This is a genomic window from Pseudomonas sp. B21-012 (genome assembly GCF_024749305.1).
GTDB lineage: Bacteria > Pseudomonadota > Gammaproteobacteria > Pseudomonadales > Pseudomonadaceae > Aquipseudomonas.
In genome coordinates, this window is record NZ_CP087197.1 from 2,381,178 (window position 1) to 2,405,798 (window position 24,621).

Consider the following 24,621-nt stretch of genomic DNA (forward strand, 5'->3'; position numbering starts at 1 on the left):
GGGCTGCAGGCGGAACTGCCTGACACTAGTCGAACCGGCGCCGGCGAAATCGACAGCGCTTCGATCATCTGTGTACTATCGCCCCCAGGCTAATGCTGCCCGCCGCTCGCGCCCACACGGCCTCGGCTTCAGGAGAAAAACGATGATTTCAACCGAGCAAGCCAAGCAGACGGCAATCCGCTTCGACAAGCCCATTCCCATCCTGCGCAGCTTTGACGAAGCCAAGGCCCGCGAGTTCTACCTGGATTTCCTCGGTTTCAGCGTTGAGTTCGAGCACCGTTTCGAAGCTGACCTGCCGCTGTACCTGGGCATCAGCCGTGACGGCCTGCAACTGCACCTGTCCGAACATCATGGCGATGCCAGCCCGGGGGCGACGATCTTCGTGCCCACGCACAACATCGAGCAACTGCGCGACGAACTGCAGGCCAAGCGTTATGGCTATGGACGCCCGGATATCGTCGAGCAGGGCTGGGGTAAAGTGCTGGAAGTCTACGACCCGTTTGGCAACCGGATACGCTTCTGCCAGAGCTGATAGAACGGCATTGAGCCGCGATCAACTGCGGATAAAGGCCAGCAGATCGGCATTGATGATGTCGGCATGGGTGGTAGGCATGCCGTGAGGGAACCCCTTGTAGGTTTTCAGCGTGCCGTTGCCGAGCAGTTTCGCCGACAGCGGCCCGGAGTTGTCGTAGGGCACGATCTGGTCATCATCGCCGTGCATCACCAGCACCGGTACCGTGACCTTCTTCAGGTCCTCGGTGAAATCGGTCTGCGAGAAGGCGACGATACCGTCGTAGTGGGCCTTGGCGCTGCCCATCATGCCCTGGCGCCACCAGTTGAGGATCACCCCTTGCAACGGCTTAGCGCCCGGACGGTTGTAGCCGTAAAACGGCCCGGAAGGGATGTCGTGGTAGAACTGGGCGCGGTTGGCCGCCAGTTGCGCCTGCAGGTCGTCGAATACTGATTTTGGCAGGCCGCCGGGGTTGCTGGCGGTCTGTACCATCAGCGGCGCAACCGCGGCGAGAAGGGCGGCCTTGGCCACCCGCTCCTGGCCATGGCGGGCGATGTAATGGATGACTTCGCCACCGCCGGTCGAATGCCCGACATGCACGGCCTTTTGAACACCCAGGTGCTTGACCAGCGCCGCCACGTCATCGGCGTAATGGTCCATGTCGTGGCCATCCCAGACCTGGCTGGAGCGCCCATGGCCACGGCGGTCGTGGGCGACGACCCGATAACCCTGGGCCAGGAAGAACAACATCTGCGTATCCCAGTCGTCGCTGCAGAGCGGCCAGCCGTGGTGAAAGAAAATCACCTCGGCGTCACGCGGGCCCCAGTCTTTGTAGAAGATCTCAACGCCATCGTTAGTGGTCACGAATGCCATGTTCGCTGCTCCTCTGAGGTGTGGGCGAACCATGAGCATAGGAGATCAGGCTGGAACGTGATTGAAGCCTTCGACAAACGCCGCAATTTGCCGGCTACCGCACAAATGCACCACCGGTACCTGCGGCCCGATGGCTTCACGTACCCTTTCAATCCCCGGGCGATAACCGCGATCGAAGGTCCAGACGAATTTCAGGAAGGTCAGAAACGCCCGGTCCAGCTTTTCGCTGCAGCCGTCGGCGAGGTCAGGGCGCGGGCGGTTCAGTACGCTGCGCTTGATCACCCGCATCAAGCAGGTCAGGCGCGGCGTATCCAGCCAGATCACCAGGTCAGCCTGCGGCAGGCGCAGGTCGAAGGTGCGCCGCGCATAGTTGCCTTCACACACCCAGGCGTCCTGCGACACTGCCTCGCGCACGCGCGAGCGGAACTGCTCGGCATCCGGCTCGACCCAGCCGGGCTCCCAGAACAACCTGTCCAGGTGCACCACCGCCAGGCCCAGTTGCTTGCCCAGGGCGCGGGCGAGGGTGGACTTGCCGCTGCCGGCGTTGCCCAGAATTACGATCCGTTGCATGAGGGACTGCCTTGTCGGAAAAAAAGCCGGCGATTGTGCAGGTTTTGTCGAGGCAGTGAAAGCATACCGGTAGGGATCTTGCAGCCTTTCAGGCACTAATTAGCCGGCGCAGAGGGAATCAGATCGTCTTCAATCCACTTGGCAAGCCGGTGCCGGTTGATAGCGCGCGCCATGTGCGCCATGTGCTCCAACTCTGCAGTGCCGAGGGTCAATCCGTGGGACAGGAGTAGCGCCAGACCCTCAAGCGCATCGTGCTCTTGCTCCATGCAAATGACCGTTTGCCGGGCCGGGGTGAGGCCGTTGTTGGCGACCGATGAAAGGCTTGCACCACACTCGATCAAGCGCTTGGCGCGGTCCGCCCGACCGAACTTGAGCAGCGTCGAGAGTACGGTGAAGCCATCGTCGCTCGCTGCATCGACACTGTTGTTGCTGCTGTACCAGGCCAGCACCCATTCGAACACAGGGTCATCACTGTCCAATGACACCCGGTGCAGCAGGTTATTGCCGCCAAGGCTGTTTTTTTGCAGAAAATCAACGCCATTGGCCGCAAGAAATTCCAGCGCCTGAATGTTTTCAGCCACATAGAACAGAACAGGAGTGCCGTCATAGGATTCGCGGTTCTTGATCGGTGCAAGCAGGCGCTGCATTGCCCTGTTGTCGCCATTGGCCAAGGCGTCAGCGGCTTCAAACAAATCGATTATCAACGCTTCATTAGTCATCGCGGGCTCTGGGTCGAAAAATTGCGGACAAGACCGGCCCCTGGCGATTGCCCTGGTGTGCAGAACACCCGCTGGCGCTGGCCTGATCATGCACTTTGCATGATGGGCATGTTCGCAACGTGCTGCAACCTATTGAATTTATAGCCATTGCCCTTTCAACCGGTTTGGCACAGGGCGTGCACCCGTTGTAGTGAACATTCGATGTTCCTCACGGGAGCTCTACAACAATGATTACAACATCAGAAACCCACTCCACCTCCATCGTCGAAGCGCAAAGCCGCTCCGGCGTGTCATGGGCGGCTATATTTGCCGGCGCGGCGGGCGCCGCGGCGTTGTCGTTGATACTGGTTTTGCTCGGTATCGGGCTGGGCTTCTCGGCAGTTTCGCCGTGGGTTGGCGACGGCATGAGCGCCAAGGGCCTGGGTATCTCGACGATTGTCTGGCTGGCGCTGACGCAGATCATCGCCTCTGGCCTGGGGGGGTACCTGGCGGGCCGTCTGCGGGTCAAATGGGCGAGCGTGCATGGCGATGAGGTGTACTTTCGCGATACCGCCCACGGCTTTCTGGCCTGGGCCGTTGCCACGCTGGTCACGGCAACGCTGGTGGTCGGTTCGGTCAGCAGTATCGTCGCTGGCGGCGTGCAGGCGGGGGCTCAGGTCGCCGCCGGTGCTGCAGGTGGCGTTACTGCGGCAGCGACGGCTGCCAGCGGTTCCCAGGGTAGCGACCCCTATGGTTATTTCGTCGATACCCTGTTCCGTGGCGATGGCACGGTGGCGGTCAACGAAGATGCTGCACAAGTAGCGGTGACCCGGATCATGGCGCGCGCGTTGAGCAACGGCGGGCAACTGAGCGGCGAAGACCGCCAGTACCTGGCGCAACTGGTCAGCCAGCGCACCAACCTTGCGCCGGCCCAGGCCGAGCAGCGTGTCGACCAGGTCTTCGCCCAGGCGCGCCAGGCAGTGGACGACGCCAAAAAGGCTGCCCGTGAAGCGGCTGATGCCGCCAGCAAGGCGGCTGCGCTGTCGGCATTGTGGATGTTCATTGCCTTGCTGTGCGGGGCGTTCTTCGCCAGCCTCGCCGCCACTTACGGCGGCCGTCGTCGCGATGCCGTGGTGCTGGTCGATGACTACGTCAGTGCCCAAGTCCGTTGAACCGAGGAGAACTACCATGCGTTCACTACTGTTGTTCATGCTGGGTGTACCGATTCCGGTGATCATCCTGATCGCCCTGTTCATGCATTGATTGCCTGGCGAAGTCGGCGGCCTTGCCGCCGACTCGTGCCATCCCTCAAAAAAACTGCACTCACCCCTCAGTTTTTTGAATTACCACCCGCCAGCCCAACCCCGGCAAAATCCCCGCCCACGCAACACCCAAAAATTCCATCTCCACGGACGGAGCCCATTGGTATTGCCCCCTCGCAATACTCAGCCCAGTCAATTTGGCCGGGCTTTTTTTACTGCCCAGGTGCCCGATCTACCCATGTCTCTGCGCGCTCTGAACAACGGCTTCAACCGGCTGCTGCCGGCCCCTCTGAACATCCCCCCAAAAGAATGGCTACGCGCAGGCGTTGGCGCACTGCTCGGTCTGTTTCTCGCAGGCCTGGCCTGCAGCCTGGCCTTTGGCCCGACAGTGGCGCTGCACCTGCTCGGGCCGCTGGCGGCCTCGGCGGTGCTACTGTTTGCCGTGCACTCCGGGGCGCTGGCGCAGCCCTGGCCGTTTATTGGCAGCTATGCCAGCGCCACCGCGGTGGGCCTGGTGCTGCATCACTGCTTTGGTTCGGCCCTGTGGGTCGCGGCGTTGGCCCTGGGCGTGGCGATTTTGCTCATGTGCCTGCTGCGCTGCCTGCACCCGCCGGGTGGCGGCGTGGCGGTGAGCGTGGTGCTGGCCGACTCGTCGCTGGCGGCGATGGGCGACCAGGTGTTCGAACCGATCATGCTCAATGCCCTGGTGCTGGTGGCCGTGGCGGTGATCTACAACCGCCTGACCGGCGTGCGCTACCCGAAGACCGCCGCAGCGCGCAAAGACCTGCACCACACTGCCGACGTGCTGCCAGGTGAACGGGTCGGCGTCAGTGGTGAAGACCTCGACCAGGCGCTGGAAGAGCTCGGCGAGTTCGTCGACGTCACCCGCGACGAACTCGAACGCATCATCATGGCCACCGAGCAACACGCGCTCAAACGCAGCCTGGGCGGCATTACCGCCGCCTCGGTGATGTCCCGGGACGTGCAACTGGCGACCCCGCAAACCACCTTGCAACAGGCCTGGCAGTTGCTGTCGAGCCACCATCTGCACACCTTGCCGGTACTCGATGACGCCCGGCGCCTGGTGGGGATAGTCAGCCTCACCGACCTGATCGGCCCGGCCATGGCCCAGGGGCGGTTCAGCTGGCGCGCATTGCTCGGGCGCCGGCCCAAGGTGCTGCTGGAACAGATCATGAGCCGGCCGGTGATTACCGTGCGCAGTTACGAGCCGGCGGTGGCGCTGATTCCGTTGCTCAGCGAGCAGGGCCTGCATTGCTTGCCGGTAATGGACGGCGAAGCGCTGGTGGGGGTGATTACCCAGACCGATCTGATTGCCGGGCTCAAGCGGCAGTTGTTGAGTGAGGTGGGGTTGCTCGGCAAGGACCGCGCGACCGGATAGTGCGTCGCTTATCAGTGGGGGCCTGCCGTTGGCTTCAAGGCGCTGTCCTCGATTCCAGGTCCATGTCTTCAGGCCATTTCACCTTGGGCGCGAGGCGGCGAGCGAGATTGAAGGTGACCTTTTCGTTGTTCCAGTCCCGGGGTGGGCGAGTGAAGGCAGGGAGCGCCTGCGGTCCCTGCTGCATGAACAACTGAGCCAGGGCCCAGTACATTTCACCCTGCTGGATGCCGTGGGCGAAATGAAAGCGATCGATGACCTTGTTGGTGCCGGGGCTGACCACGGCGAGGGTGACTGTTTCGATGAAGCCGCCAGTGCCCATGGGGCCGTACACGCTACAGGCCTCAGCGCGCAAATCGTCCCAGTTGTAAGCTTCAACCCGTATCCCCCAGGCGCTGCGGCTGAACGGTCGGCGTCCGTCATGAAAGAAGTGGTAGACGTAGACTTTGCGGCGCAGGCGGTTGAAGCGAATGGGTTGGTCGCGAGGGGCTTCTACGTCCATTCTCCAACAGTAGATGCCTCCCCATACGCTTGTGATGAAGGTAATGGTAAAGGCTATGCTGATAATAAGTGAGGGCGCGCTATCTGTCATTGAGATATAGGCAGACAGAATAGAAATCGCAAGTATGGAACAAAAGAACAGAAAGACCGATAACCAGATACCAATGCCTTGCACTCTCAATTTTGCACATGCCAGTTCAAGGTAGACGTCACCTACGTAGTTGGGAGGGGTTGAAGATGCTGATGGATGTGGTTGTGTGGTCGGGGGAAGGTCTGGGGTCGTTAAATCGTACTTCCAGCCTGGGGCCGGCTTATCGAGTAAAGGAGAGATGAAGGCCATAAATGGATTCCAATAAACAGGAAAATGGGTCTGCTCGCACCTGATTTGCTTTTCTCAGTTAACGGCATCGGTTTAGGTTTGGAGACTGGGAAATAGTTAAATTCAAGGTGCCGACCTTGACTCAAGGTCCATGTCTTCAGGCCATTTCACCTTGGGCGCCAGGCACCGTCGTAATCGTGCTGTTTGCAGCATAAAAAGGCCGGCGTGCGGCAGGCCCCGGCGTAGGCTCGGCCGGCACCGTCGATGGTTTGCTGGAAGGTTGCCAACTGCTGGTCATAGCGCAGCTGGAACTTAGCGCGTTGCTTCTCGTTGTTTTCGTTGAACAAGGGTTGGGAAGTGCACCGGTAATAGATGGGGAAGGGCGGCTGGCAACGCAGCCCGCAAGTCCACGCTTGCAAGGCTCATTCGATGCCTGCCTTTTCGATGGACTTGGGGAACTTCGGCTCATAGCACAGCAACAGGGAAATCCAATGGCCGAAGGCGTGGATCACGATCAGTGGCAACAGCAAGCTGTAAACGAGCACGAACACCCACAGCGCAGGGGTTTTTATGAAACGGCTGTCCAGGCGCCAGACGGCCATGAACGAACGCCATGGCCAGGGAAACTTGCCAATCAGCTTTGCCGGCTTGGGCGCGGCTTTAGGGCCTTCTTCCATATAACGACGGATATATTCCCAGAACGCCAATAACTCCGAGGCATTGCGGGTAGGTCTACCCACAAGGGTGATTTCGAAGTCATCCTTCAAATTGCCGTCGGCGTCCCGTACGGACCGGGTTTCCTTGTCCCAGCCCAACATGACAAAGCCGCCGGTGCCTTCCAGCTCGGACATGTTCGGGTCGATGCAGACCTCGGCCGCGTCCCAGTCCAGCGCGACGATACCGCCCAGGTGCTTGGGACGGAGCAGGTAGACCTTGCGGGTGATGCGGTTGAAGCGGACGATCAGTCTACGAGCGGTAAAAAGTTCGAGTCGGAGGTAAGGGGCAACATGTTTAATGTAAAAATACAGGGTTGTTGCAGGAATTGCTGGTATTACCCACATGAACGCATAGTCAAGTGAGTTCAATTGTTCGTCAGCTTCTGAGAAGGCAGATATGTAATAGCCTCCAATGTAATAAAGTGATGACATTAACATGCAAAGTAGCAATGCGCCGCCGCCGCCTGGAATTAAAGTTATCAGTCCACGTTTTTCATCGTTGGGAGTGCGTGCGTCTATGTATGTGGGGTTATAAGAGTAAAAGGATAGATTGTCCGAAATGGTACTGGATACCCGCTGGGTAACTCGAATCGGTAGCAAGGTTTTGGGATTGGTTTTTTGGTTGCTGGTATTTTTTGTTAATGTGTTGTGGTTTACTTTTTTGCGCCCGTCGAACAGGACCCATTCAAATATGTACATTGGAAAGTGCTCTCTATGGCGTTTTGGTCGCGGCTTATACGTTCTGCTTGGGCTGTAGCGAGTGGTTGTTGCAGTCAATGACCACCAAGTAGCAAGTCTCACAGGGGCGATATGGTCAACCAAAACCAGACGACTTTTTCGCCGTCGATGGTCGGCATAGGGGCCTCGTATTCGAAAAAGCGCTTGCTGCCAGTTTTGTACTCACATACCCATGTTCCAGGATATGGACACAGTGACCCACTGAGTACACGAAGCCCGAAGCCAAGCCAGCGCCAGCGCACAATCTGATCTGCATGAAGCGGGAGCAGATCATTCACGCGCAGTTCGCATGACACGCACGGGTCGCTCTCAAGTTCCCAGCGCCCTGCGCGAGGAGCTGGCTCATGGCTGTTGGCGTAACGAGCCGGTTCCGGCGGGGTCTGGTCGGGGTCGCGCTGCCAGATAACAAAGCCGTCATCCGACTCATTGCTCAAGTGGGGCAGGATGTCCCCCTGTTCAAACACTCGGCGGCTGTCCGCCTGGCCGACCATGCGCCAAACCCCGGCTTGGAGGCATGGCATACCGGCGACGGCGCATGCCGGTGCAGGGGGTAGAGTGCACGTCTTCGTCGGCAGCGCGCCAACGCGCATGAAGGGTGTAGGCCAGTCGCTGTCGGCATCAAAGCGGCCCATCCAGCGACGGCCGTCCGCGTCGGTGAAGCGCTCGTTGGGATCGCCGTCCCATTGACCAAATCCCAATAAGCCCAAGTCGTCGTAGCGAATGGGCTTTAACAATTTGTTCAACAGCATTGGCAACTCAGGCACGCCATACTCGGCGGGATAGAGCTCCGGTTGTTCGCCCAGTTCGATCCATAGGCCGCATTGCAATTCGGTGATACTGATGCGCGGATGCGCCAGGGCGTTGTGCACTTGCTCACGCGTCAGGTCAAGTTTCTCGCGCCAGGGGTCGGCGAGCAAAAAGGCCCACGTGGGTGGGCGAATGCCGTCGAGTAACTCGTTGTCCATCCCGTACGGGTAATCGATATCCAAGCCGTAGAACGCAGGTGTCAAGGCGCGCTCCCAGGTGGTGACGGCGGCACGTGTGCCGAACTCCAGCGGGTTGGCCATGGCAAAGCCGCTATAGACCTGGTCGGCTTTGAGCCGGTCGATGGTCTTGAGCACAAATGTGCGCCACGCCTCGCGGTTGTCCAGCCACCATTGCCAGCGGTAGTAAAAGACAATCGATGAATAGGCTGTTTTCCAGTCGGCCGCTTTGAACTTGCTGCGCCAAAAGTAGCCGGCCGTCGTCGGTGAAGAGGCATGGTTTTCTTCATCGGTGAACTCGAAGACAAAGTATTCGTACGGCTCAGTCTTGCTGGCCAGTTTTCTAAGGTCAGGGCGGTGCAATGCATCATAGCGACGAGGGCGTGCAGCGGCGCCGTGCATGAAGATGCTATAGGGGTACCCGGCCAGCTGTTCAAACTCCTCGTGAATATCAACTAACAGTGCTGAAATTTCTTTGTTTTCTTCTTCTTTGGGTAAGAAATAGAAGGTTATAAATGGGCTGATACTGTGCCGAGCCTCATCTGTCCCCCAATATGAATTTGGCCACTCCTTGAGTAAATCAATAAAGTCGCGGCGCTCTTCGTCATCAAATAGTTCGTGCGTAGTGCTCATGGCTAGCTCCTTCCACCTTTGCCTTTCTGTACAGTTTTTTTCTTTTCTTCCGCTTCGAAGCCAGTGCAATCTTCCGGAACCCGCAGCAGTGCTACTTTTTCTTTGCCGATCTTCTCTCGATTCACCCCGGATTTTGGCGTCATGAGGTCGACGTATTCCTTTATCTGTATCGCCTTGGCCCAATCCCTGGGGAACTTGATTTCGACTGCCGCAAAAACGTTTTCGATTTCAAAGGGTTCTTGTCGGTACTCGACTACCACCAAGTCCGGTGCAAGGCTTCCCCGAGGTCGCGGCCAGAATGACGTCACCTTGCCAAAGCGCTTGGGCCGTGTCGGTGGTTCACCTAGCAGAGCTTTGCTGCTAGCACGGTTGTAATTGGGTTCAGCCTTGAGTGGGCTGTGCCAGTCCAGCGCTTCGTCAATGGCTTCGAAAAACAATGAGGCAGTGAGTTGCTTGAGTGCGATCTCGAGTGTGCTGTTGACCAATTCATCACCCATCTTCTTGCGAATCCGTCGAGGTGTTTTGATGGGGATTTGCAACGCAGTGGTACACACCTGGCTAATGGCAGGGCGAAAGGGAACCTTGCGCTCAATGAACTCCTTGAACGTTATATTTTCATTGCCTCTTCTGGAGACGGTGCTATTGCCACCGTGGTCGACTTGAGCAAAGGTTGAACTCTTAGTGTCAACTTCCTGCGCCATCTTCTCTATGGTGGTTTGAAGAACTTGCTTGATCTTGTTTCTGCGTTCAGTAATCTCGTGCGCGAATTCGGCCAGATCTGCTGCGCTCTTTACTGCCTCAGAAACCTGATGCGCCCTGTAGGCGCGATAGGCGGCCTCGATTACACGCGCAATAGCGGCGGGGGCTGGCATCAGTCATCTACTCCCATGTAATAGTCAATCAATGCGTCCGGAAACAATTCATCGGCACTGTACTCAGCAGCTTGCCAGTCGATCGCAGCCACTTTTGACTGCCAGTCCTCGGTGATCCGTTGGTCTTCACGCATGACGGCCTTATGGACCTGCACGGCTTGGATGTTCTCGGTTGTCACCCAATCGGTTTCGCCTGAAGTGCGGGTCAAGCCTTCGGCGAGTACGCTCGCGCCAGTGCTGATGCGGTACCGGTAACCTGAGAAGGCGCGTTGATCGTTCTTCACCAGCGTGTAGCGGCCCAAGAAGTTGCCGAGTGGAGCGGGAGAGGGAGGTGCATGGGTAAACGAATTACCCGATCCGTTTGCATCGCTGGTCACCGTTCCCTTGAAATGGATGGTCAATCCGTCGAGGGTGATGCCCCTGGAATCGATGGTGATACTCCCGCCAGCGGCCTTGAGCTCGATTCGCTCGCCTGCGGCAACTTCGAAGCGGGTAGTCTTTTGCTCGATACTGTGGCGGGCAGACAGCTGATAGGCGTTTCTCACCGAATGTTGGGCGTTGCCTCCAACTTCGGAGTGATAGTCAGCGGCAATCTTCTCTAATCGATTGTTGGCTACCTCCTCGATACGATCGCCACCGATGTTGAGCGAGTGGTTGCGGCCAATGGTCTGAAAGCGATCACGCCCCACCTGCAAATGCTGATCCTGCCCAACCTCAACCCGCTCATCGTTACCGACCCGTTCGCTGCGGTCGTGGCCGATCTCGATCTGCTCATCGCGCTCGACCTTCTCACTGCGATCATTGCCAACAAACACCCCATTGTTGTGTTTGATATGAACGTTCTTGTCCTTCTGGGCATGGATGAACACCTCTTCCTGCCCCAGCTCATCCTCAAAGCGCAGCTCGTTGAAGCCCTGGCCCTTGTGGCTGCGGCTTTTGATGGTCATGCGCGTTTTGTGCTTGGGCAGTTGATACGGCGGCAGGTTGGTTTCGCGGTAGGCGCGGCCGGTGGCGATGGGCTGGTCGGGGTCGCCGTCCAGGTAGCTGATGATCAGTTCCTGGCCGACCCGCGGGATGGCCATGGCGCCCCAGGTGGCGCCGGCCCAGCCCTGGGCGACGCGGATCCAGCAGGAGCTGTGGTCGTCCTGGTGGCTGTCGCGGTCCCAGGGGAAGCTGACTTTGACCCGGCCCCATTCGTCACAGTAGATCTCTTCGCCCGGCGGGCCGACCACGCTGGCGATCTGCGGGCCGTCGATGCGCGGCTTGGGCCGTAGCGGCGCTTTCCAGTCGTCGTCCCAGCGGATGGCGCTGGCGCTGAGCCGGTAGGCGGTGCCGCTGTCGCTGCCGAAGGCCTCTTCGAGCAGGCTGCTGTGCTGCGTGCCGTGGTGCTCGATGGCGATGGTGCGCCAGCGGTCGTTGAAGTCTTCGCGCGGGTGGTCGTTGAGGTCGAAGGCCAGGACCGGCTGCAGACGCGCGTCATCGCCTTCCATGTGGGCCAGGCGGGCGTCGCTGCGCAACGCGGTCAGGCGGGTTTTGGTGAAGGGCTTGCCGCTGGCGTCGCGCTTGTAGCGGCCGGGGTAGTCGTAGCGTTCGTAGTCGCTGTGCTGGTGGTCGAGGTCGCTGGCGCCGACGGCGTTGTGCTGCAGGTTGTAGTAGGGGTGGGTGAAGGTGTAGTCGCGCTGCACCTGGCGCGCGCTGCGCACCTGTTCGGTGTAGTGAAAGCGCTGCAGGGCCGGCTCGGCGCTGTCGCCGCCGGCCAGCGGCTGGTAGAGCACCGGGCAGTGCTCGTGGGTGCCGATGGTGCCCAGGCCGCCGACGCGGTCGGTGAGCCACAGGGTATGGCCGTCGGCACGGTGCTCGAAGCTGTACAGCAGGCCTTCTTCGGCGGCCAGGCGGGCGATGAAGTCGAGGTCGCTTTCGCCGGCCTGGACGCAGTACTCGCGCGGCGGATGGTCGAAGCACAGGTAGGTTTTGACCTCGCTCAGGCGCTGGGCCTCGAGCACCGCGAGGATGATCTCGGGCACGCTCTGGCCCTGGAACATGCGCCAGTTCGAGCGCAGGCCGGCGCGCGCCAGGCTGGGTTCGAGCACGGCGCGGTAGCGGGTGCGGCGAAAGCCGGTGTCGCCCTGGCTGAACAGGCTGACCAGGCCGTGCACGTAGCGCACCGGGGTGTCGCCCCGCCACAGGGTGAACAGCGCGGCCAGGTCGAGCACGCGGTTGAAGTCGACGGCCGGGTCGTGGCTGGCCAGCTCCAGGCTCAGGCGAAAGGGCTGGGACAGGCCTTCCTCGAGGTGGAACTCGACCACCTCGAAGGCGTCGCCCTGCAGGGGCTCGAAGGTGAAGCGCAGGTCGCTTTGGCGGGGCATGGGGGCTCTCTTGACTAGACCGGCAGATGACGGGATGCCATGCGGGCAGCCCCGGGAAATCTAGGCAGGTGCTAGCTCACGCCTCAAGGGATGAGCTGCAATCAAGAGAGGTCCTACGGCGTCTGTCAGATGTGTCGGACAGATACCGCTGATTCAGATCACCGGATCCCAGCGCTGTGACCAGTCGCTCTCACCGGCGACCACTTCGCGCAGCACCCTGAACGCCTGCTGCAGCGCCTCGCTGTCGCGCTCGCGGGCATACACCAGGTAGGTGGGGTAGGTGAACTCCGGTGCTTGCGGCACGCGTTCGAATACGCCGCTGTCCAGGTAGGCCTGCACCACGCGGGTACGGAAGTAGCCGCTGCCGCCGTGTTCAAGGATGTACTGCAGCGCCAGCGGCCCGAGGTTGAAGCTCAGCGCCGGGCGCGCGCATTCGGGCAGGGCGGCGTCGTGACGGCGGCGAAAGGCCTGGCCCCAGTCGATGTACACGTAGGGCTCGGGTTTGTCCTTGCGGCGGATGCGGATGAGCTTTTCTTCCATCAGTTGCTCCACCTGCAGGCCGGGGCCGTAGGTGGGCTGGTAGACCAGCACGGCATCAAGCACGCCCATTTCCACTTTGTGCAGCAACGACTCGCCATCGCTGACTTCGCTGCGAATGGCGTGGCCGGGCATTTCCCGGTGCAGGGCGCTGACCCAGCCAAGCACCATGGGGTTGCCGAGGCTGACTTCGCCGCCGATGTGCAACACCTGGTGGCAGCCTTCGGGCAACGGCAGGTCGCGGCGCGCGGCCTCCCAGGTTTGCACCAGCTGATTGGCATACACCACGAAGGCCTCGCCGTCGGCGGTGAGGCTGGCGCCGCTGCGGCTGCGAATGAACAGCTGGCAGGCGAGTTGCTGTTCGAGCTTTTGCACCCGCGCGGTGATGGCTGTCTGGGTGACGTGCAGGCGCTCGGCGGCGGACACCAGGCTGCCGGTGCGGACGATTTCCAGAAAGGTGCGGGCGAGCTCGATATCCATGGGGCAGCCTGGTGTTTGCGGTGGCCTATTCTAGTGGCTTTGCACGGGTTTGGGGCGTGGCTGCACAGCCGCCCGAAAAATCAGTCGTACAACACCGGCTGGCGATCCCGGTGCACATCGTTCAAGGCACTGATGCGCTTGTCTCGCGCCTCGCTCAGGTCGAGGCGGGCGTGGATGATTTGCGTGCCGGCCGGCGCTTCATGCAGCGGCCCGGCCAGCGGGTAGCCGTTGGCATCGACAATCACCGAGCCACCGACCCAATCCACTTCGCGCTCATGGCCGTTGCGGTCACAGGCGGCGATGTACAAGCGGTTGACCGAAGCATTGGCCTGCACCCGTACCACTTCCGCGGGCCGCTCGCCGAGCGGTCGCGGGCCGTCCGGCCAGTTCACCGGCGCGCACAGCAGTTCGGCCCCGGCCAGCGCCGGCAAGCGCACCCACTCGGGAAATTCCAGGTCGTAGCAGATCATCACCGCAATGCGTCCGAAGCGCGTATCGATCACCGGCGGCGGTTGCCCACCGGCGCTGAAGATGCGCTTTTCGTCGTTCCACAAATGCGCCTTGCGGTACACCGCGCGCACGCCGTCGGCATCGACCAGGGCGGCGCTGTTGTACAACTCGTCGCGCTCGGTGCGCTCGCAAAAGCCGCCGACGATGACGATGTCCAGCTCCGCCGCCAGCGCTGCCCACTGGCGCAGGGTTTCGCCGTTGGGGGTTTCGGCCAGGCTCAGGGCTTCGTTGCGGTCGGCGAACACATAGCCGCTTTGCACCAGCTCCGGTAGCACCACCACCTGGGCGCCTTGTCCGGCGGCGCTGCGGATCGCCTGCAGGGCGCGCTCGCGGTTGTATTTAAGTTCGCCGACCTGCGGCGCCAGTTGGCAGCAGGCGACCTGGATCAGGGTTGGACTCATGCGAGGGTTTCCTCAAGCTGGCGCTCGCTGGCTGCCGCCAGGCGTTGTTCGCCAGGCAGGTCGAGCGAGCGGCAGAGCAGGGCGTAGAGACTGCCGGTGACCAGCAGACCAATGACAAAAGCAATGTCGGCACCACCCAGCGCGGCGGCTGCGGGGCCGGTGTAAAAGCTCAAGGCCATGAACGGCACCATCGCCAGCAAACCCAGGCCGTAGGCGATCAGCCCGGGCTTGCCCCAGGCACCGTAGATGCCGTCGGGGTTGAAGATTTCGCTGATCACGTAGTGGCCCTTGCGCACGCAGTAAAAGTCCACCAGGTTGACCGCGGTCCACGGCACCAGGAAGTACAGCATCAGCAGCACGAAGGTGTTGAAGCTGCCCAGGTAGCTCTCGGGGATGGCCAGGGCGACGATAAAGACGATGGTGGCAATCACGCTGATGCCGGCCACGCGGATCTTCAGCGACGGCGTGACCTGCTTGAAGCAGTCGATGGCGCTGATGCTGGTGAGCATGGCGCCGTAGCAGTTGACCGCCATGATGCCCACCAGCGCCGGTACCGAGATCAGCACAGTGAAGGTGCCCAGGCCCGGCAGGAACTGGTTGCCCACTTCGCGCACACTGGCGATGGCGTCAGGCGCTGGCAAGGCCGAGGCGAGAAAGGCACCGAGGGACATCAGCCACAGGGCCGAGCCGGCCGCGCCGAGGTAGGTCCAGAACACCACTTTCGCCGTCGGCGTGTCGTGGGGCAGGTAGCGCGAGTAGTCGGAGACGTACACCGAATAGCTAATCTGGTAACCGGCGGCCGCCGACAGTTGCACCAGGAATGCGCCCCACGAGAACTGCGGATCCTGCAGGGCGGCGTCGGCCTGCAGGGTCAGCAGGGCGCTGACGGTGAGCACGCCGAACACCAGGATCATCACGTAGGTCAGCCAGCGCTGCACCGTGTGTAGCAAGTCGTGGCCGACCACCGCCAGCAGCACGGCGATGACGATCAGGCCCAGGTACCAGGGCGTGCGTTGGCCGGGCAGCACGGTGTTGATCGCATCGGTGGCGAGGATCACGTTGAAGACGTTGAAACCGATGTAGACGAAGACCACGGCGGCAAACGGCACGATGGCGCCCTTGAGGCCGAATTGGGCGCGCGACTGGATCATCTGCGGCAAGCCCATGCGTGGGCCCTGGTTGGCGTGAAAGGCCATGAAGAAGGTGCCAAAGCACACCCCGAGCACGATCGCCAGGATCGAGTACAGCGCCCCCAGGCCCAGGGCCGGGCCGGTGAAACCGGTGACCATGGTGGTGAGCACGAAGTTGCCGGTGAACCAGAACGGCGCCTGGTGCCAGACCTTGCCGTGGCGCTCGCTGCGCGGCACATAGTCGATTGAGCGAACCTCGATGCGCGGGCGTGCAGCCCCCGCCTTGTTGGCGTTGTCCACGGCAGTACCTCGTGTTGTTTTTATGGGGTAACTGGCCGATGGTCCGACAGACGGTGGGTGAGGGGAATCGTTGGTATCAAAAAATTACTTCATGGAATTCAGAAGTAATGGGCTGCGGTGCAGCCCATCGCGGGCAGTGTCAGTAGCGAATCATCACCGACTTCAGCTCGGTGTAATCCTCGATAAACGCCCCGCCAAATTCACGGCCTATGCCTGAAGCCTTTACCCCGCCAAACGGCACGGCCGGGTCGAGCAGGGTATGCATGTTCACCCACACCGTACCGGCCTGCACCTGCGGCACCAGGCGCAAGGCCTTGCTCAAGTCGTTGGTCCACAGGCTGGCGCTGAGGCCATAGGGGCTGGCGTTCATCAGCGCGATCAGTTGCTCTTCATCGTCATACGGCAAGAAGGTCGCCACCGGCCCGAAGGTCTCCTCGTTGAGCAGGCTGTCGTTGACCGAGCCGGCCAGGATCACCGTCGGCTCGACGTAACAGCCCGGGCCTTCGAGCAGGCGCCCGCCATGGATGATCTGGCTGCCCTCGCTGCGCGCCTTGGCAAACAGCGCGCCGAGCCTGGCCTGGTGCTGCTTGTTGCTGACCGGGCCGAATTCGCTGGTTTCATCCAGCGGTGAGCCGATCTTCAGCTGTGCCAGGCGCTCGCTCAAGGCCCCGGTCACCGCCTCGATCTGCGAGCGATGCAGATAAAAGCGCTCGGCTGCCGCGCAGATCTGCCCGGCGTGCAAAAAGCCCGCTTCGATGATGCCGTCCACCGCCGTGTGCACTGGTACGTCGCGCAGGAACCCGGCCGCATTCTTGCCGCCCAGCTCCAGGGTGGCGCGGGTCAGGTTGGCGGCCATGGCGCTCTGGCCGACGGCCAGGCCAGTGGGCACGGAGCCGGTGAACGAGACCTTGTCGGTACCCGGGTGCTCGATCAGCGCCTTGCCGGCCAAGCCGGCGCCGGTCACCACGTTCAGTGCGCCTGCGGGCAGGCCGGCGTCGATGGCAAGTTCGGCAATGCGCAGGATGGTCAGCGGGGTGAATTCGCTGGGCTTGATGATGATGCTGCAACCGGTCACCAGTGCCGAACCGAGCTTCCACAAGGCGATCATGGTCGAGAAATTCCACGGCACGATGCCCACCACCACGCCGACTGGCTCGCGCAGGGTAAAGGCGGTGTAGCGCTCGCCGTTGAACGAGGGCAGCGACGGGGTGAGGGTCTGGCCGCTGAGCTTGGTCGCCCAGCCGGCGTAGTAGCGCAAGAAATGCGCGGCCTGATCGACCTCGAAATTGCGCGAAAGGGTGATCAGCTTGCCCGACTGGCAAGTCTCCAGCTGTGCCAGTTCTTCGCGGTGTTGCTCGATCAGGTCGGCAAGCTTGAGCAGCACGCTGGCACGCACGGCGGGGGCGGTTTGTGACCATTGCGCAAAGCCACGGCGCGAGGAGGCGACGGCATCGTCGATGGTCTGCGCGGTGGCTTCGGCCACGCGGCTGATGACCTGGTCACTGGCCGGGTCGATCACCTCCAGGTAGCGGGCATCGGCCTGTGGCTGCTGGCGACCGTCGATAAAGCTGCTGTGCTCGCGTTGCAAAAAAACGCGCACCTGGGGCAAAAGGCTGATGTTGCTCATGGGACGAACCTCAAGGGAAAGCAAAGCCCCGACCCTAGCGCAGCGCCCCGGCAGTGGCTTGACTGAGCCTGCCGCCGGCCATGCACCGGCCTGCCAGGCGCTTTGTAATCTGCAAGGTTTGGCCTTAGGCTGCGGCATCCGCCTGTGCAGGAGCGCCCCTTGAACCCGATTTTCGCCTCCCTGAGCATCGCCCACCTGCGCGCGTTGCAGAGCATGCTGCAGCTGAAGAACCTCAGCCATGCCGCCGAGCGCCTGGGCAGCAGCCAGTCGGTGCTCAGCCGCCAGCTGGCACATATGCGCGAAGCCTTTGACGACCCGCTGCTGGTGCGCCAGGGCCGCGGCTATGTCTTGAGTGAACGCGGCGAAAGCCTGCTGCTGCCGCTGGGCCAGGTGCTGGCCGAGCTCGAGGCCTTGCGCCAACCGCAGGCCTTCGAGCCCAAGCGCTGCGAGCGGCGCTTTTGCCTGGCGGCCTCGGACTACATCGCCGAGCACATGCTGCCGCTGCTGGTCAGCACCCTGGAACGCGAAGCACCGGGGGTGTCGATCGAGTACCGCACCTGGCAACCGGGGCAGTACCAATTGCTCGCCAGCGGCGAAGTCGACCTGGCCACCACGCTGTTCGACGACGCCCCGGCCAACCTGCACGGGCGCATGCTCGGTGAAGACCGCGCGGTGTGCCTGATGCACCGCGAGCACCCGCTGGCGAGCAAAACCGAACTGGGCCAGGACGACTACCGCGCCTGGAACCATGTGCGCATTTCCGGCGGTGGCGACAAGGACAGCTTTATCGACCGCCACCTGCGCGAGCAGGGCCTGAGCCGGCGCATCAGCTTGCAGGTGCCGTTCTATTCGGCGGCGGTGCAGGTGGTCGGCAGCAGTCAGGCGCTGGTCACCGTGCCCGAGCACATTGCCCGCCAGCTCAGCCGCCTGCATCCACTGACCTGGCGACCGCTGGCGTTTGTCGAGCACAGCCAGCGTTACTGGGTGGTCTGGCACCAGCGCCTGCACGGCTCGGCCGAGCACCGCTGGCTGCGCAACCTGGTGTTCGAACAGTGGCAGCAGTCGCAGTTCGGCGTGCACGGCGGCCATGCGCATTCGCCATAGCAGCTATGCGCCGGGCGGCGTTTTTTGCAGGTCAGCCAGGGCCTAGACTCAGGCCCACTTACCGCCAACAACAGGAGCCGCTGCATGAGCCCGGAAGAATTTCGCAAACATGGCCACCAACTGATCGACCTGATCGCCGACTACCGCCAGGGTGTGGGTGAGTTGCCGGTGATGGCCCAGGTCGAGCCCGGTTACCTCAAGGCGGCCTTGCCCAGCTCGGCGCCGGTTCAGGGCGAGCCGTTCGAGAACATTCTCAAGGACGTAGACCAGTTGGTGATGCCCGGCCTGTCGCACTGGCAGCACCCGGACTTTTTCGGCTACTTCCCCTCCAACGGCACCTTGTCGTCGGTACTCGGTGATTTTCTCAGCACCGGCCTTGGCGTGCTTGGCCTGTCGTGGCAATCGAGCCCGGCCCTGAGCGAACTGGAAGAAACCACCGTGGACTGGCTGCGGCAGATGGTCGGTTTGTCGGCGCAGTGGAGCGGGGTGATCCAGGACACCGCGTCCACCAGTACCCTGGTCGCCTTGATCAGCGCCCGCGAGCGCAGCAGCGACTACGCCCTGGCCAAGGGCGGCCTGCAGGGGCAGGGCAAGCCGCTGATGATCTACACCAGCGCCCAGGCCCACAGCTCGGTGGACAAGGCCGCGCTGCTGGCAGGCTTTGGCAAGGACAACATCCGTTACATCGACACCGACGACAACTTCGCCATGCGCCCGCAGGCCCTGGCTGCGGCCATCGAACAGGACCTGGCCGACGGCCTGCAACCCTGCGCGGTGGTGGCGACCACCGGCACCACGGCAACCACCGCCCTCGACCCGCTGCAGCCGATCGGGCAGATCGCCCGTGAGCATGGCTTGTGGCTGCACGTGGACTCGGCCATGGCGGGTTCGGCGATGATCCTGCCGGAATGCCGCTGGATGTGGGACGGCATCGAGCAGGCCGACTCGATTGTGGTCAATGCGCACAAATGGCTCGGTGTGGCTTTCGATTGCTCGCTGTACTTCGTGCGTGATCCGCAGCACCTGATCCGGGTCATGAGCACCAACCCCAGCTACCTGCAGTCGGCGGTCGACAGCAAGGTCAAGAACCTGCGCGACTGGGGTATCCCGCTGGGGCGGCGGTTCCGTGCCCTGAAGCTGTGGTTCATGCTGCGCAGCGAGGGCATCGAGAACCTGCAACAGCGCTTGCGCCGCGACCTGGACAACGCCCAGTGGCTGGCCGAGCAGGTGCGCGGGGCCGAGGGCTGGGAGTTGCTGGCGCCGGTACAGCTGCAGACCTTGTGCATTCGCCATCGAGGTGAGGGCCTGCAGGGTGAGGCGCTGGATGCACATACCCGGCGCTGGGCGGATCAGCTCAATGCCTCGGGGGTAGCCTACGTCACTCCGGCGACCTTGCATGGCCGCTGGATGGTGCGGGTGTCGGTGGGGGCGTTGCCGACCGAGCGTGAGCATGTGGCTGAGCTTTGGCGCAATTTGCAGAACGTCGTGGCGGGGTGAATTTATCGCGGGTCAAGCCCGTTCCCACAGAATTGAGGGTGTTCGCTGTGGGAGCGGGCTTGCCCCGCGATGCTTTTAACATCCTATGAAAAGTACAATCTTGCCTATGGAAGTTGCATTTTCCCCCTGAGCCAAGCCTCCCATACTGGCCCCTGCATCCGCCGCCACCTGCCACTTCGCAGGCCCTGGCGGACATCCAATAATAAGCAGGGCCCCTCATGAAAAAGCCAAACCCGCTGCTCGAAGACCTTCGTTCGATTTTGCCTGCCATCGCCGCCAACGCCGCCCGTGCCGAGCAGGACCGCAAAGTCCCGGCCGAAAACATCGCCCTGCTGAAAAGCATCGGCCTGCACCGTGCCTTTTTGCCCAAGCCCTACGGCGGCCTGGAAATCTCCCTGCCGCAATTTGCCGACTGCATCGCCTTGCTTGCCGGCGCTTGCGCCAGCACCGCCTGGGCCATGAGCCTGCTGTGCACCCACAGCCATCAGTTGGCGATGTTCCCGGCCAAGCTGCAGGAGGAGATCTGGGGCGACAACCCCGACGCCACCGCCAGCAGCAGTATCGCCCCGTTCGGCAAGGTCGAGGAGGTCGAGGGCGGCTTGCTGTTCAGCGGCGAGATGGGCTGGAGCAGCGGCAGCGACCATGCCGAGTGGGCGATTGTCGGCTGCCGTCGGGCCAATGCCCAAGGCACCCAGGACTACTGCTTTGCCGTGCTGCCGCGCAGCGACTACGAGATTCGCGACGACTGGTTCGCCGCCGGCATGAGGGGTAGCGGCACCAAGACCCTGGTGATCGACAAGGTGTTCGTCCCCGAGCACCGCATCCAGAAAGCCAAGGACATGATGGAAGGCAAGTCGGCAGGCTTTGGCCTGTATCCGGACAGCAAGGTGTTCTACTCGCCGTACCGGCCATATTTCGCCAGCGGCTTCTCGACCGTCAGCCTCGGTATTGCCGAGCGCATGCTCGAAGCCTTCCGCGAAAAGACCAAGAACCGTGTGCGTGCCTATACCGGGGTCAATGTCGGCGCCGCCACACCCGCGCTGATGCGCCTGGCCGAGTCCACCCATCAGGTTGCCGCCGCTCGCGCATTTCTGGAAAAAACCTGGCAGGAACACGCCGAGCACAGCGAACGTCACCAGTACCCGACGCGCGAGACCCTGGCGTTCTGGCGCACCAACCAGGGCTACGCGGTGAAAATGTGCATCCAGGCGGTCGATCGTCTGTTCGAAGCCGCTGGCGGCACTGCCTGGTTCGACAGCAACGAAATGCAGCGGCTGTGGCGCGATGCGCACATGACCGGCGCCCATGCCTACACCGACTACGACGTTTGCGCGCAGATTCTCGGCCGCGAGCTGATGGGCCTGGAACCTGATCCAAGCATGGTCTGATAGGCCTCGCCAATAACAACAATGACGGCTGCCGCGCACGGCAGCCGGGGAGTCTTGCATGTCTACCGCAACCGCATCGGCCTTCGACAGCCGCGCCTTTCGCCGTGCCCTGGGCAACTTCGCCACCGGCGTCACCGTGGTCACCGCCGCCGATCCCCAGGGCAACCTGGTCGGCGTCACTGCCAACAGCTTCAACTCGGTATCCCTCGACCCGCCGCTGATTCTCTGGAGCCTGGACAAACGCTCGAGCAGCCTGGCGGTGTTCGAGGCGGCCAGCCATTTTGCCGTGAACATCCTCGCCGCCGACCAGATCGACCTGTCCAATAACTTCGCCAAGCCCAAGGATGACCGTTTTGCCGGTATCAGCTACCAGGCAGGCGAGGGCGGGGCGCCGATCCTCGCCGATTGCTCGGCGTGCTTTCAGTGCGAAACCCAGCAGCTACTCGACGGTGGCGATCACTGGATCATGCTCGGCAAGGTGGTGGCCTTCGATGACTGCGGCCGTTCGCCGTTGCTCTATCACCAGGGCGCCTATTCCATGGTGCTGCCACACACGCGCATGACCCGCCGCGAAGAAGGTCAGCCGCCGAGCAGCCACTTCCAGGGGCGCCTGAGCCATAACCTGTACTACCTGATGACCCAGGCCCTGCGCGCCTACCAGGGCAGCTATCAGCCACGGCAATTGTCCAGCGGTCTGCGAACCAGCGAGGCACGGATGCTTATGGTGCTGGAGAACGACGCCGGGCTGAACCTTGCCGACCTGCAGCGCGAAGTGGCGATGCCGGCGCGGGAAATCGACGAGGCAGTGGCCAACCTCAAGCGCAAGGGCCTGGTGTGCGACAGCGAAGCGGCCGGGCATGTGCGCCTGACCATTGCCGGTATCGACCAGACCGAAGGCCTGTGGAGCATCGCCCGCGAGCAGCAGGACAAAGTGTTCGGGCAATTCAGCGAAGAGCAGATCGCGTCCTTCAAGACCGTGTTGCAGGCGGTGATCCGCAGCTGTTGAGGGGTGATCGCGGGGCAAGCCCGCTCCTACAGGGGCTTGCGCTGTGCTGCTTTTATCTTTCTTCTTAAATTGTTATGTTATTACATAATTTTAAGGAGCCCTCATGAACTACCCCGTAGGAAGGTTATCCCTCGGCCTGTCCGCCTCGCTGCTCGCTTTGCCAGCTGCCGCTGCCGATACCGTGTTGCTCGACGCCCTCAACGTCAACGAACGCCACTATGAAGAAAGCGCGAGCGGCCCGGTGCAGGGCTATCGTGCAACTCGGTCGGGCACCGCGACCAAGACCGACACTGACATCCGCGACACCCCGCAAAGTATCGCCGTGGTGCCCAGCCAGGTGCTCGAGGACCTCAACAGCACGCGCATCGACCGCGCCCTGGATTTTGCCGGCGGGGTCAGCCGGCAGAACAACTTCGGCGGCCTGACCTTCCTCAACTACAGCGTGCGTGGCTTCACCACCGGTGAGCTGTACAAGAACGGCTTTGCCGTCAACCGCGGCAGCTACAGCGCCCCCGACACCTCCAACATCGAGCGCATCGAAGTGCTCAAGGGCCCGGCCGCCAGTCTGTACGGGCGCGGCGACCCCGGCGGGCTGGTGAACATCGTCACCAAGCGTCCGCAAGCCGAAGCCTTCACTCGGTTCAAGGCCAGCGCCGGCAGTTGGGACCGTTACCGCAGCAGCCTGGACGTCAACACGCCGCTCAGCGAAGACGGCCGGGTGTTGTCGCGGGTCAATATGGCGGTGGAGGACAACGGCAGCTTTCGCGATTACGTTGGCAGTGAGCGGCGAATCGTCAGCCCGTCGCTGAGCTGGCAGTTGAGCCCCGAGACCCTGCTGTCGATCGACACCGAGTTCTCGCGTACCGAGTCGGTGTTCGACCGCGGCATCCCGGCGGTCAACAACGAACTGGGCTCGGTCAGCCGTTCGACCTTTCTCGGCGAGCCCAACGACGGGCGCATCCGCAATGACAACCAGACCCTCGACCTGACCCTGGAGCACCACCTCAACGACAGTTGGAAGCTGCGCCTGGCCAACCACTACACCCAGGGCCGGCTCAAGGGCAACAGCTCGGAACCGTCGCGAGTGGTCGGCACCAGCATCAGCCGCTTCTACCGCGAGCGCGATTTCGAGTGGAACGACAACATCACCCAGGCCGAACTGCACGGCCAGTTCCAGTTCGCCGGCTGGGAGCACCAGAGCCTGCTGGGCCTTGAGTACGAGAACTACCGCAACAGCCAGAAGTACCCGCAAAGCGCCACTTCGCTCGGCTATGGCCTGGACATCTACAACCCGGTGTATGGCCAGGCGAAACCGGCGCTGATCAACCCTAATGATTTTTTCGAGCGCACCGAGAGCTACGCGCTCAACCTGCAGGACCAGATCGCCTTTACCGAGCGCTTGCGCGCTCTGGTGGGCGTACGCCTGGAGCATATCGAACAAACCGCGCAGAACCGCTCAACGCGCGTCAGCAACACTCAGGAAAAGGACGTCGCCACCCCGCGGGTGGGACTGCTGTACCAGCTCACACCTGAAGTCGGGGTGTTCGCCAATGCCTCGACCTCGTTCAAGCCCAACAGCATCGGCACCCAGGGCCAGATCTACAAACCGGAAAAGGGCCTGGGCTATGAAACCGGGCTCAAGCTGGACCTGTTCGACAGCCGCCTGGGGGCGACTGTCGCGCTGTTCCAGATCGACAAGGAAAACGTCATCACCACCGATGCCTTCGGCGACAGCATCGCCGCCGGCAAGGCGCGCAGCCAGGGGCTCGACCTGCAGTTCAGCGGTCAGTTGAGCGAAGCGCTGCGGGTGATCGGCGCCTATGCCTATATCGATGCCGAAGTGACCAAGGGCGATGCCGCCTTGCCCAAGGGCAGCGACTTGCTGGGCATCCCGCAACATAGCGGCAGCCTGATGGCGGTGTATGAGTTTCAGAGCGGACCATTGCTTGGCTCGGACATTGGCGCTGCAGCCAACTACGTCGGCGAGCGTTCCGGCCAGGCCGGCAGCAGCTTTCGTTTACCCAGCTACAGCACGGTCGACCTGCTGGCCCATTACAAAGTCAGCGAACAGGCCACGGTGGGCCTGAACCTGAACAACCTGTTCGATCGCAAGTACTACGAGCGCGGCTACAACGCGGCGTGGAACATGCCGGGGGAGCCGCGCAATTTGATGGTCAGCCTGAGCCTGGCGCTGTAACGCCTG

19 protein-coding genes and 2 pseudogenes are annotated in these 24,621 nt (G+C 62.0%); 8 read left to right on the forward strand and 13 right to left on the reverse strand.

The window, feature by feature from the left end; translation table 11 throughout:
• Positions 1-172: 172 nt before the first annotated feature.
• Positions 173-532: pseudogene (locus LOY37_RS10985) on the forward strand (glyoxalase superfamily protein); the annotation flags it as partial.
• A gap of 21 nt (positions 533-553) precedes the next feature.
• On the opposite strand, the gene LOY37_RS10990 reads toward LOY37_RS10985, so the two are convergent.
• The 3 genes from LOY37_RS10990 to LOY37_RS11000 all read right to left on the reverse strand — a co-directional run bounded on the left by LOY37_RS10990 (position 554) and on the right by LOY37_RS11000 (position 2,673).
• On the reverse strand, positions 554-1,384 hold the full coding sequence (locus LOY37_RS10990; RefSeq protein WP_258716875.1) for an alpha/beta fold hydrolase: 831 nt from the start codon (positions 1,382-1,384) through the stop codon (positions 554-556).
• 45 nt (positions 1,385-1,429) lie between these two features.
• A complete protein-coding gene (locus LOY37_RS10995; protein WP_093384146.1) occupies positions 1,430-1,954 on the reverse strand; it encodes an AAA family ATPase in 525 nt (174 codons plus the stop codon).
• Positions 1,955-2,049: 95 nt separating this feature from the next.
• Positions 2,050-2,673, reverse strand: a complete 624-nt coding sequence (locus LOY37_RS11000; protein WP_258716876.1) for a hypothetical protein — start codon at positions 2,671-2,673, stop codon at positions 2,050-2,052.
• A 227-nt stretch (positions 2,674-2,900) separates the two neighbouring features.
• Between LOY37_RS11000 and LOY37_RS11005 the strand changes: the two genes are divergently transcribed.
• Both LOY37_RS11005 and LOY37_RS11010 read left to right on the forward strand, forming a co-directional pair.
• Positions 2,901-3,824 carry a hypothetical protein gene (locus tag LOY37_RS11005; RefSeq protein ID WP_045201328.1) on the forward strand — a complete coding sequence of 308 codons (924 nt, stop codon included), beginning with the start codon at positions 2,901-2,903 and terminating at the stop codon, positions 3,822-3,824.
• A gap of 285 nt (positions 3,825-4,109) precedes the next feature.
• Positions 4,110-5,313 (forward strand): annotated as a pseudogene (locus LOY37_RS11010) (HPP family protein).
• A gap of 34 nt (positions 5,314-5,347) precedes the next feature.
• On the opposite strand, the gene LOY37_RS27395 reads toward LOY37_RS11010, so the two are convergent.
• From LOY37_RS27395 to LOY37_RS11060, 10 genes are all read right to left on the reverse strand, one after another.
• Positions 5,348-6,151 carry a DUF6708 domain-containing protein gene (locus LOY37_RS27395; RefSeq protein WP_309475548.1) on the reverse strand — a complete coding sequence of 268 codons (804 nt, stop codon included), beginning with the start codon at positions 6,149-6,151 and terminating at the stop codon, positions 5,348-5,350.
• A gap of 146 nt (positions 6,152-6,297) precedes the next feature.
• The gene (locus LOY37_RS11020; RefSeq protein ID WP_258716878.1) at positions 6,298-6,477 is read right to left on the reverse strand and encodes a hypothetical protein; all 180 of its coding nucleotides are present in this window, start codon (positions 6,475-6,477) and stop codon (positions 6,298-6,300) included.
• Between the two features lie 75 nt (positions 6,478-6,552).
• Positions 6,553-7,545, reverse strand: coding sequence for a DUF6708 domain-containing protein (locus tag LOY37_RS11025; protein WP_258716879.1), 993 nt, complete (start codon positions 7,543-7,545; stop codon positions 6,553-6,555).
• Positions 7,546-7,643: 98 nt separating this feature from the next.
• The gene (locus tag LOY37_RS11030; protein WP_093381822.1) at positions 7,644-9,200 is read right to left on the reverse strand and encodes a type VI immunity family protein; all 1,557 of its coding nucleotides are present in this window, start codon (positions 9,198-9,200) and stop codon (positions 7,644-7,646) included.
• A 2-nt stretch (positions 9,201-9,202) separates the two neighbouring features.
• Positions 9,203-10,072, reverse strand: coding sequence for a VRR-NUC domain-containing protein (locus LOY37_RS11035; protein WP_258716880.1), 870 nt, complete (start codon positions 10,070-10,072; stop codon positions 9,203-9,205).
• Complete coding sequence (locus LOY37_RS11040; protein WP_258716881.1) at positions 10,072-12,438, reverse strand: type VI secretion system Vgr family protein; 2,367 nt, start codon at positions 12,436-12,438, stop codon at positions 10,072-10,074. Before LOY37_RS11040 ends, LOY37_RS11035 begins: the two co-directional genes overlap by 1 nt.
• Positions 12,439-12,591: 153 nt before the next feature.
• Positions 12,592-13,455, reverse strand: coding sequence for a LysR family transcriptional regulator (locus LOY37_RS11045; protein WP_045196624.1), 864 nt, complete (start codon positions 13,453-13,455; stop codon positions 12,592-12,594).
• An 80-nt stretch (positions 13,456-13,535) separates the two neighbouring features.
• On the reverse strand, positions 13,536-14,366 hold the full coding sequence (locus tag LOY37_RS11050; RefSeq protein WP_258610400.1) for a nitrilase family protein: 831 nt from the start codon (positions 14,364-14,366) through the stop codon (positions 13,536-13,538).
• Positions 14,363-15,796 (reverse strand): cytosine permease, encoded by a 1,434-nt coding sequence (locus LOY37_RS11055; protein ID WP_213601628.1) that lies wholly within the window; start codon positions 15,794-15,796, stop codon positions 14,363-14,365. Before LOY37_RS11055 ends, LOY37_RS11050 begins: the two co-directional genes overlap by 4 nt.
• Positions 15,797-15,935: 139 nt before the next feature.
• Positions 15,936-17,423 carry an aldehyde dehydrogenase family protein gene (locus LOY37_RS11060; protein WP_258716882.1) on the reverse strand — a complete coding sequence of 496 codons (1,488 nt, stop codon included), beginning with the start codon at positions 17,421-17,423 and terminating at the stop codon, positions 15,936-15,938.
• 159 nt (positions 17,424-17,582) lie between these two features.
• On the opposite strand from LOY37_RS11060, the gene LOY37_RS11065 reads away from it, so the two are divergent.
• The 5 genes from LOY37_RS11065 (at position 17,583) to LOY37_RS11085 (ending at position 24,615) form a co-directional block, all read left to right on the forward strand.
• Positions 17,583-18,527, forward strand: coding sequence for a LysR family transcriptional regulator (locus tag LOY37_RS11065; RefSeq protein ID WP_258716883.1), 945 nt, complete (start codon positions 17,583-17,585; stop codon positions 18,525-18,527).
• Between the two features lie 84 nt (positions 18,528-18,611).
• Positions 18,612-20,024 (forward strand): DOPA decarboxylase, encoded by a 1,413-nt coding sequence (locus LOY37_RS11070; protein WP_258716884.1) that lies wholly within the window; start codon positions 18,612-18,614, stop codon positions 20,022-20,024.
• Between the two features lie 218 nt (positions 20,025-20,242).
• Positions 20,243-21,412 carry a p-hydroxyphenylacetate 3-hydroxylase oxygenase component gene (locus tag LOY37_RS11075; protein WP_258716885.1) on the forward strand — a complete coding sequence of 390 codons (1,170 nt, stop codon included), beginning with the start codon at positions 20,243-20,245 and terminating at the stop codon, positions 21,410-21,412.
• Between the two features lie 58 nt (positions 21,413-21,470).
• Positions 21,471-22,418, forward strand: a complete 948-nt coding sequence (locus tag LOY37_RS11080) for a p-hydroxyphenylacetate 3-hydroxylase reductase component (RefSeq protein WP_258610404.1) — start codon at positions 21,471-21,473, stop codon at positions 22,416-22,418.
• Positions 22,419-22,521: 103 nt separating this feature from the next.
• Positions 22,522-24,615: a TonB-dependent siderophore receptor gene (locus LOY37_RS11085; protein ID WP_258716886.1), complete on the forward strand. Its 2,094-nt coding sequence runs from the start codon at positions 22,522-22,524 to the stop codon at positions 24,613-24,615.
• Positions 24,616-24,621 lie beyond the last annotated feature (6 nt).

Coding starts and splice junctions, on each gene's coding strand:
- LOY37_RS10995 (WP_093384146.1), bottom strand. CDS start 1,954: ATGCAACGGATCGTAATTCTGGGCAACGCCGGCAGCGGCAAGTCCACC.
- LOY37_RS11070 (WP_258716884.1), top strand. CDS start 18,612: ATGAGCCCGGAAGAATTTCGCAAACATGGCCACCAACTGATCGACCTG.
- LOY37_RS11005 (WP_045201328.1), top strand. CDS start 2,901: ATGATTACAACATCAGAAACCCACTCCACCTCCATCGTCGAAGCGCAA.
- LOY37_RS11060 (WP_258716882.1), bottom strand. CDS start 17,423: ATGAGCAACATCAGCCTTTTGCCCCAGGTGCGCGTTTTTTTGCAACGC.
- LOY37_RS10990 (WP_258716875.1), bottom strand. CDS start 1,384: ATGGCATTCGTGACCACTAACGATGGCGTTGAGATCTTCTACAAAGAC.
- LOY37_RS11080 (WP_258610404.1), top strand. CDS start 21,471: ATGTCTACCGCAACCGCATCGGCCTTCGACAGCCGCGCCTTTCGCCGT.
- LOY37_RS11075 (WP_258716885.1), top strand. CDS start 20,243: ATGAAAAAGCCAAACCCGCTGCTCGAAGACCTTCGTTCGATTTTGCCT.
- LOY37_RS11040 (WP_258716881.1), bottom strand. CDS start 12,438: ATGCCCCGCCAAAGCGACCTGCGCTTCACCTTCGAGCCCCTGCAGGGC.
- LOY37_RS11000 (WP_258716876.1), bottom strand. CDS start 2,673: ATGACTAATGAAGCGTTGATAATCGATTTGTTTGAAGCCGCTGACGCC.
- LOY37_RS11050 (WP_258610400.1), bottom strand. CDS start 14,366: ATGAGTCCAACCCTGATCCAGGTCGCCTGCTGCCAACTGGCGCCGCAG.
- LOY37_RS27395 (WP_309475548.1), bottom strand. CDS start 6,151: ATGGCCTTCATCTCTCCTTTACTCGATAAGCCGGCCCCAGGCTGGAAG.
- LOY37_RS11035 (WP_258716880.1), bottom strand. CDS start 10,072: ATGCCAGCCCCCGCCGCTATTGCGCGTGTAATCGAGGCCGCCTATCGC.
- LOY37_RS11045 (WP_045196624.1), bottom strand. CDS start 13,455: ATGGATATCGAGCTCGCCCGCACCTTTCTGGAAATCGTCCGCACCGGC.
- LOY37_RS11025 (WP_258716879.1), bottom strand. CDS start 7,545: ATGTACATATTTGAATGGGTCCTGTTCGACGGGCGCAAAAAAGTAAAC.
- LOY37_RS11030 (WP_093381822.1), bottom strand. CDS start 9,200: ATGAGCACTACGCACGAACTATTTGATGACGAAGAGCGCCGCGACTTT.
- LOY37_RS11085 (WP_258716886.1), top strand. CDS start 22,522: ATGAACTACCCCGTAGGAAGGTTATCCCTCGGCCTGTCCGCCTCGCTG.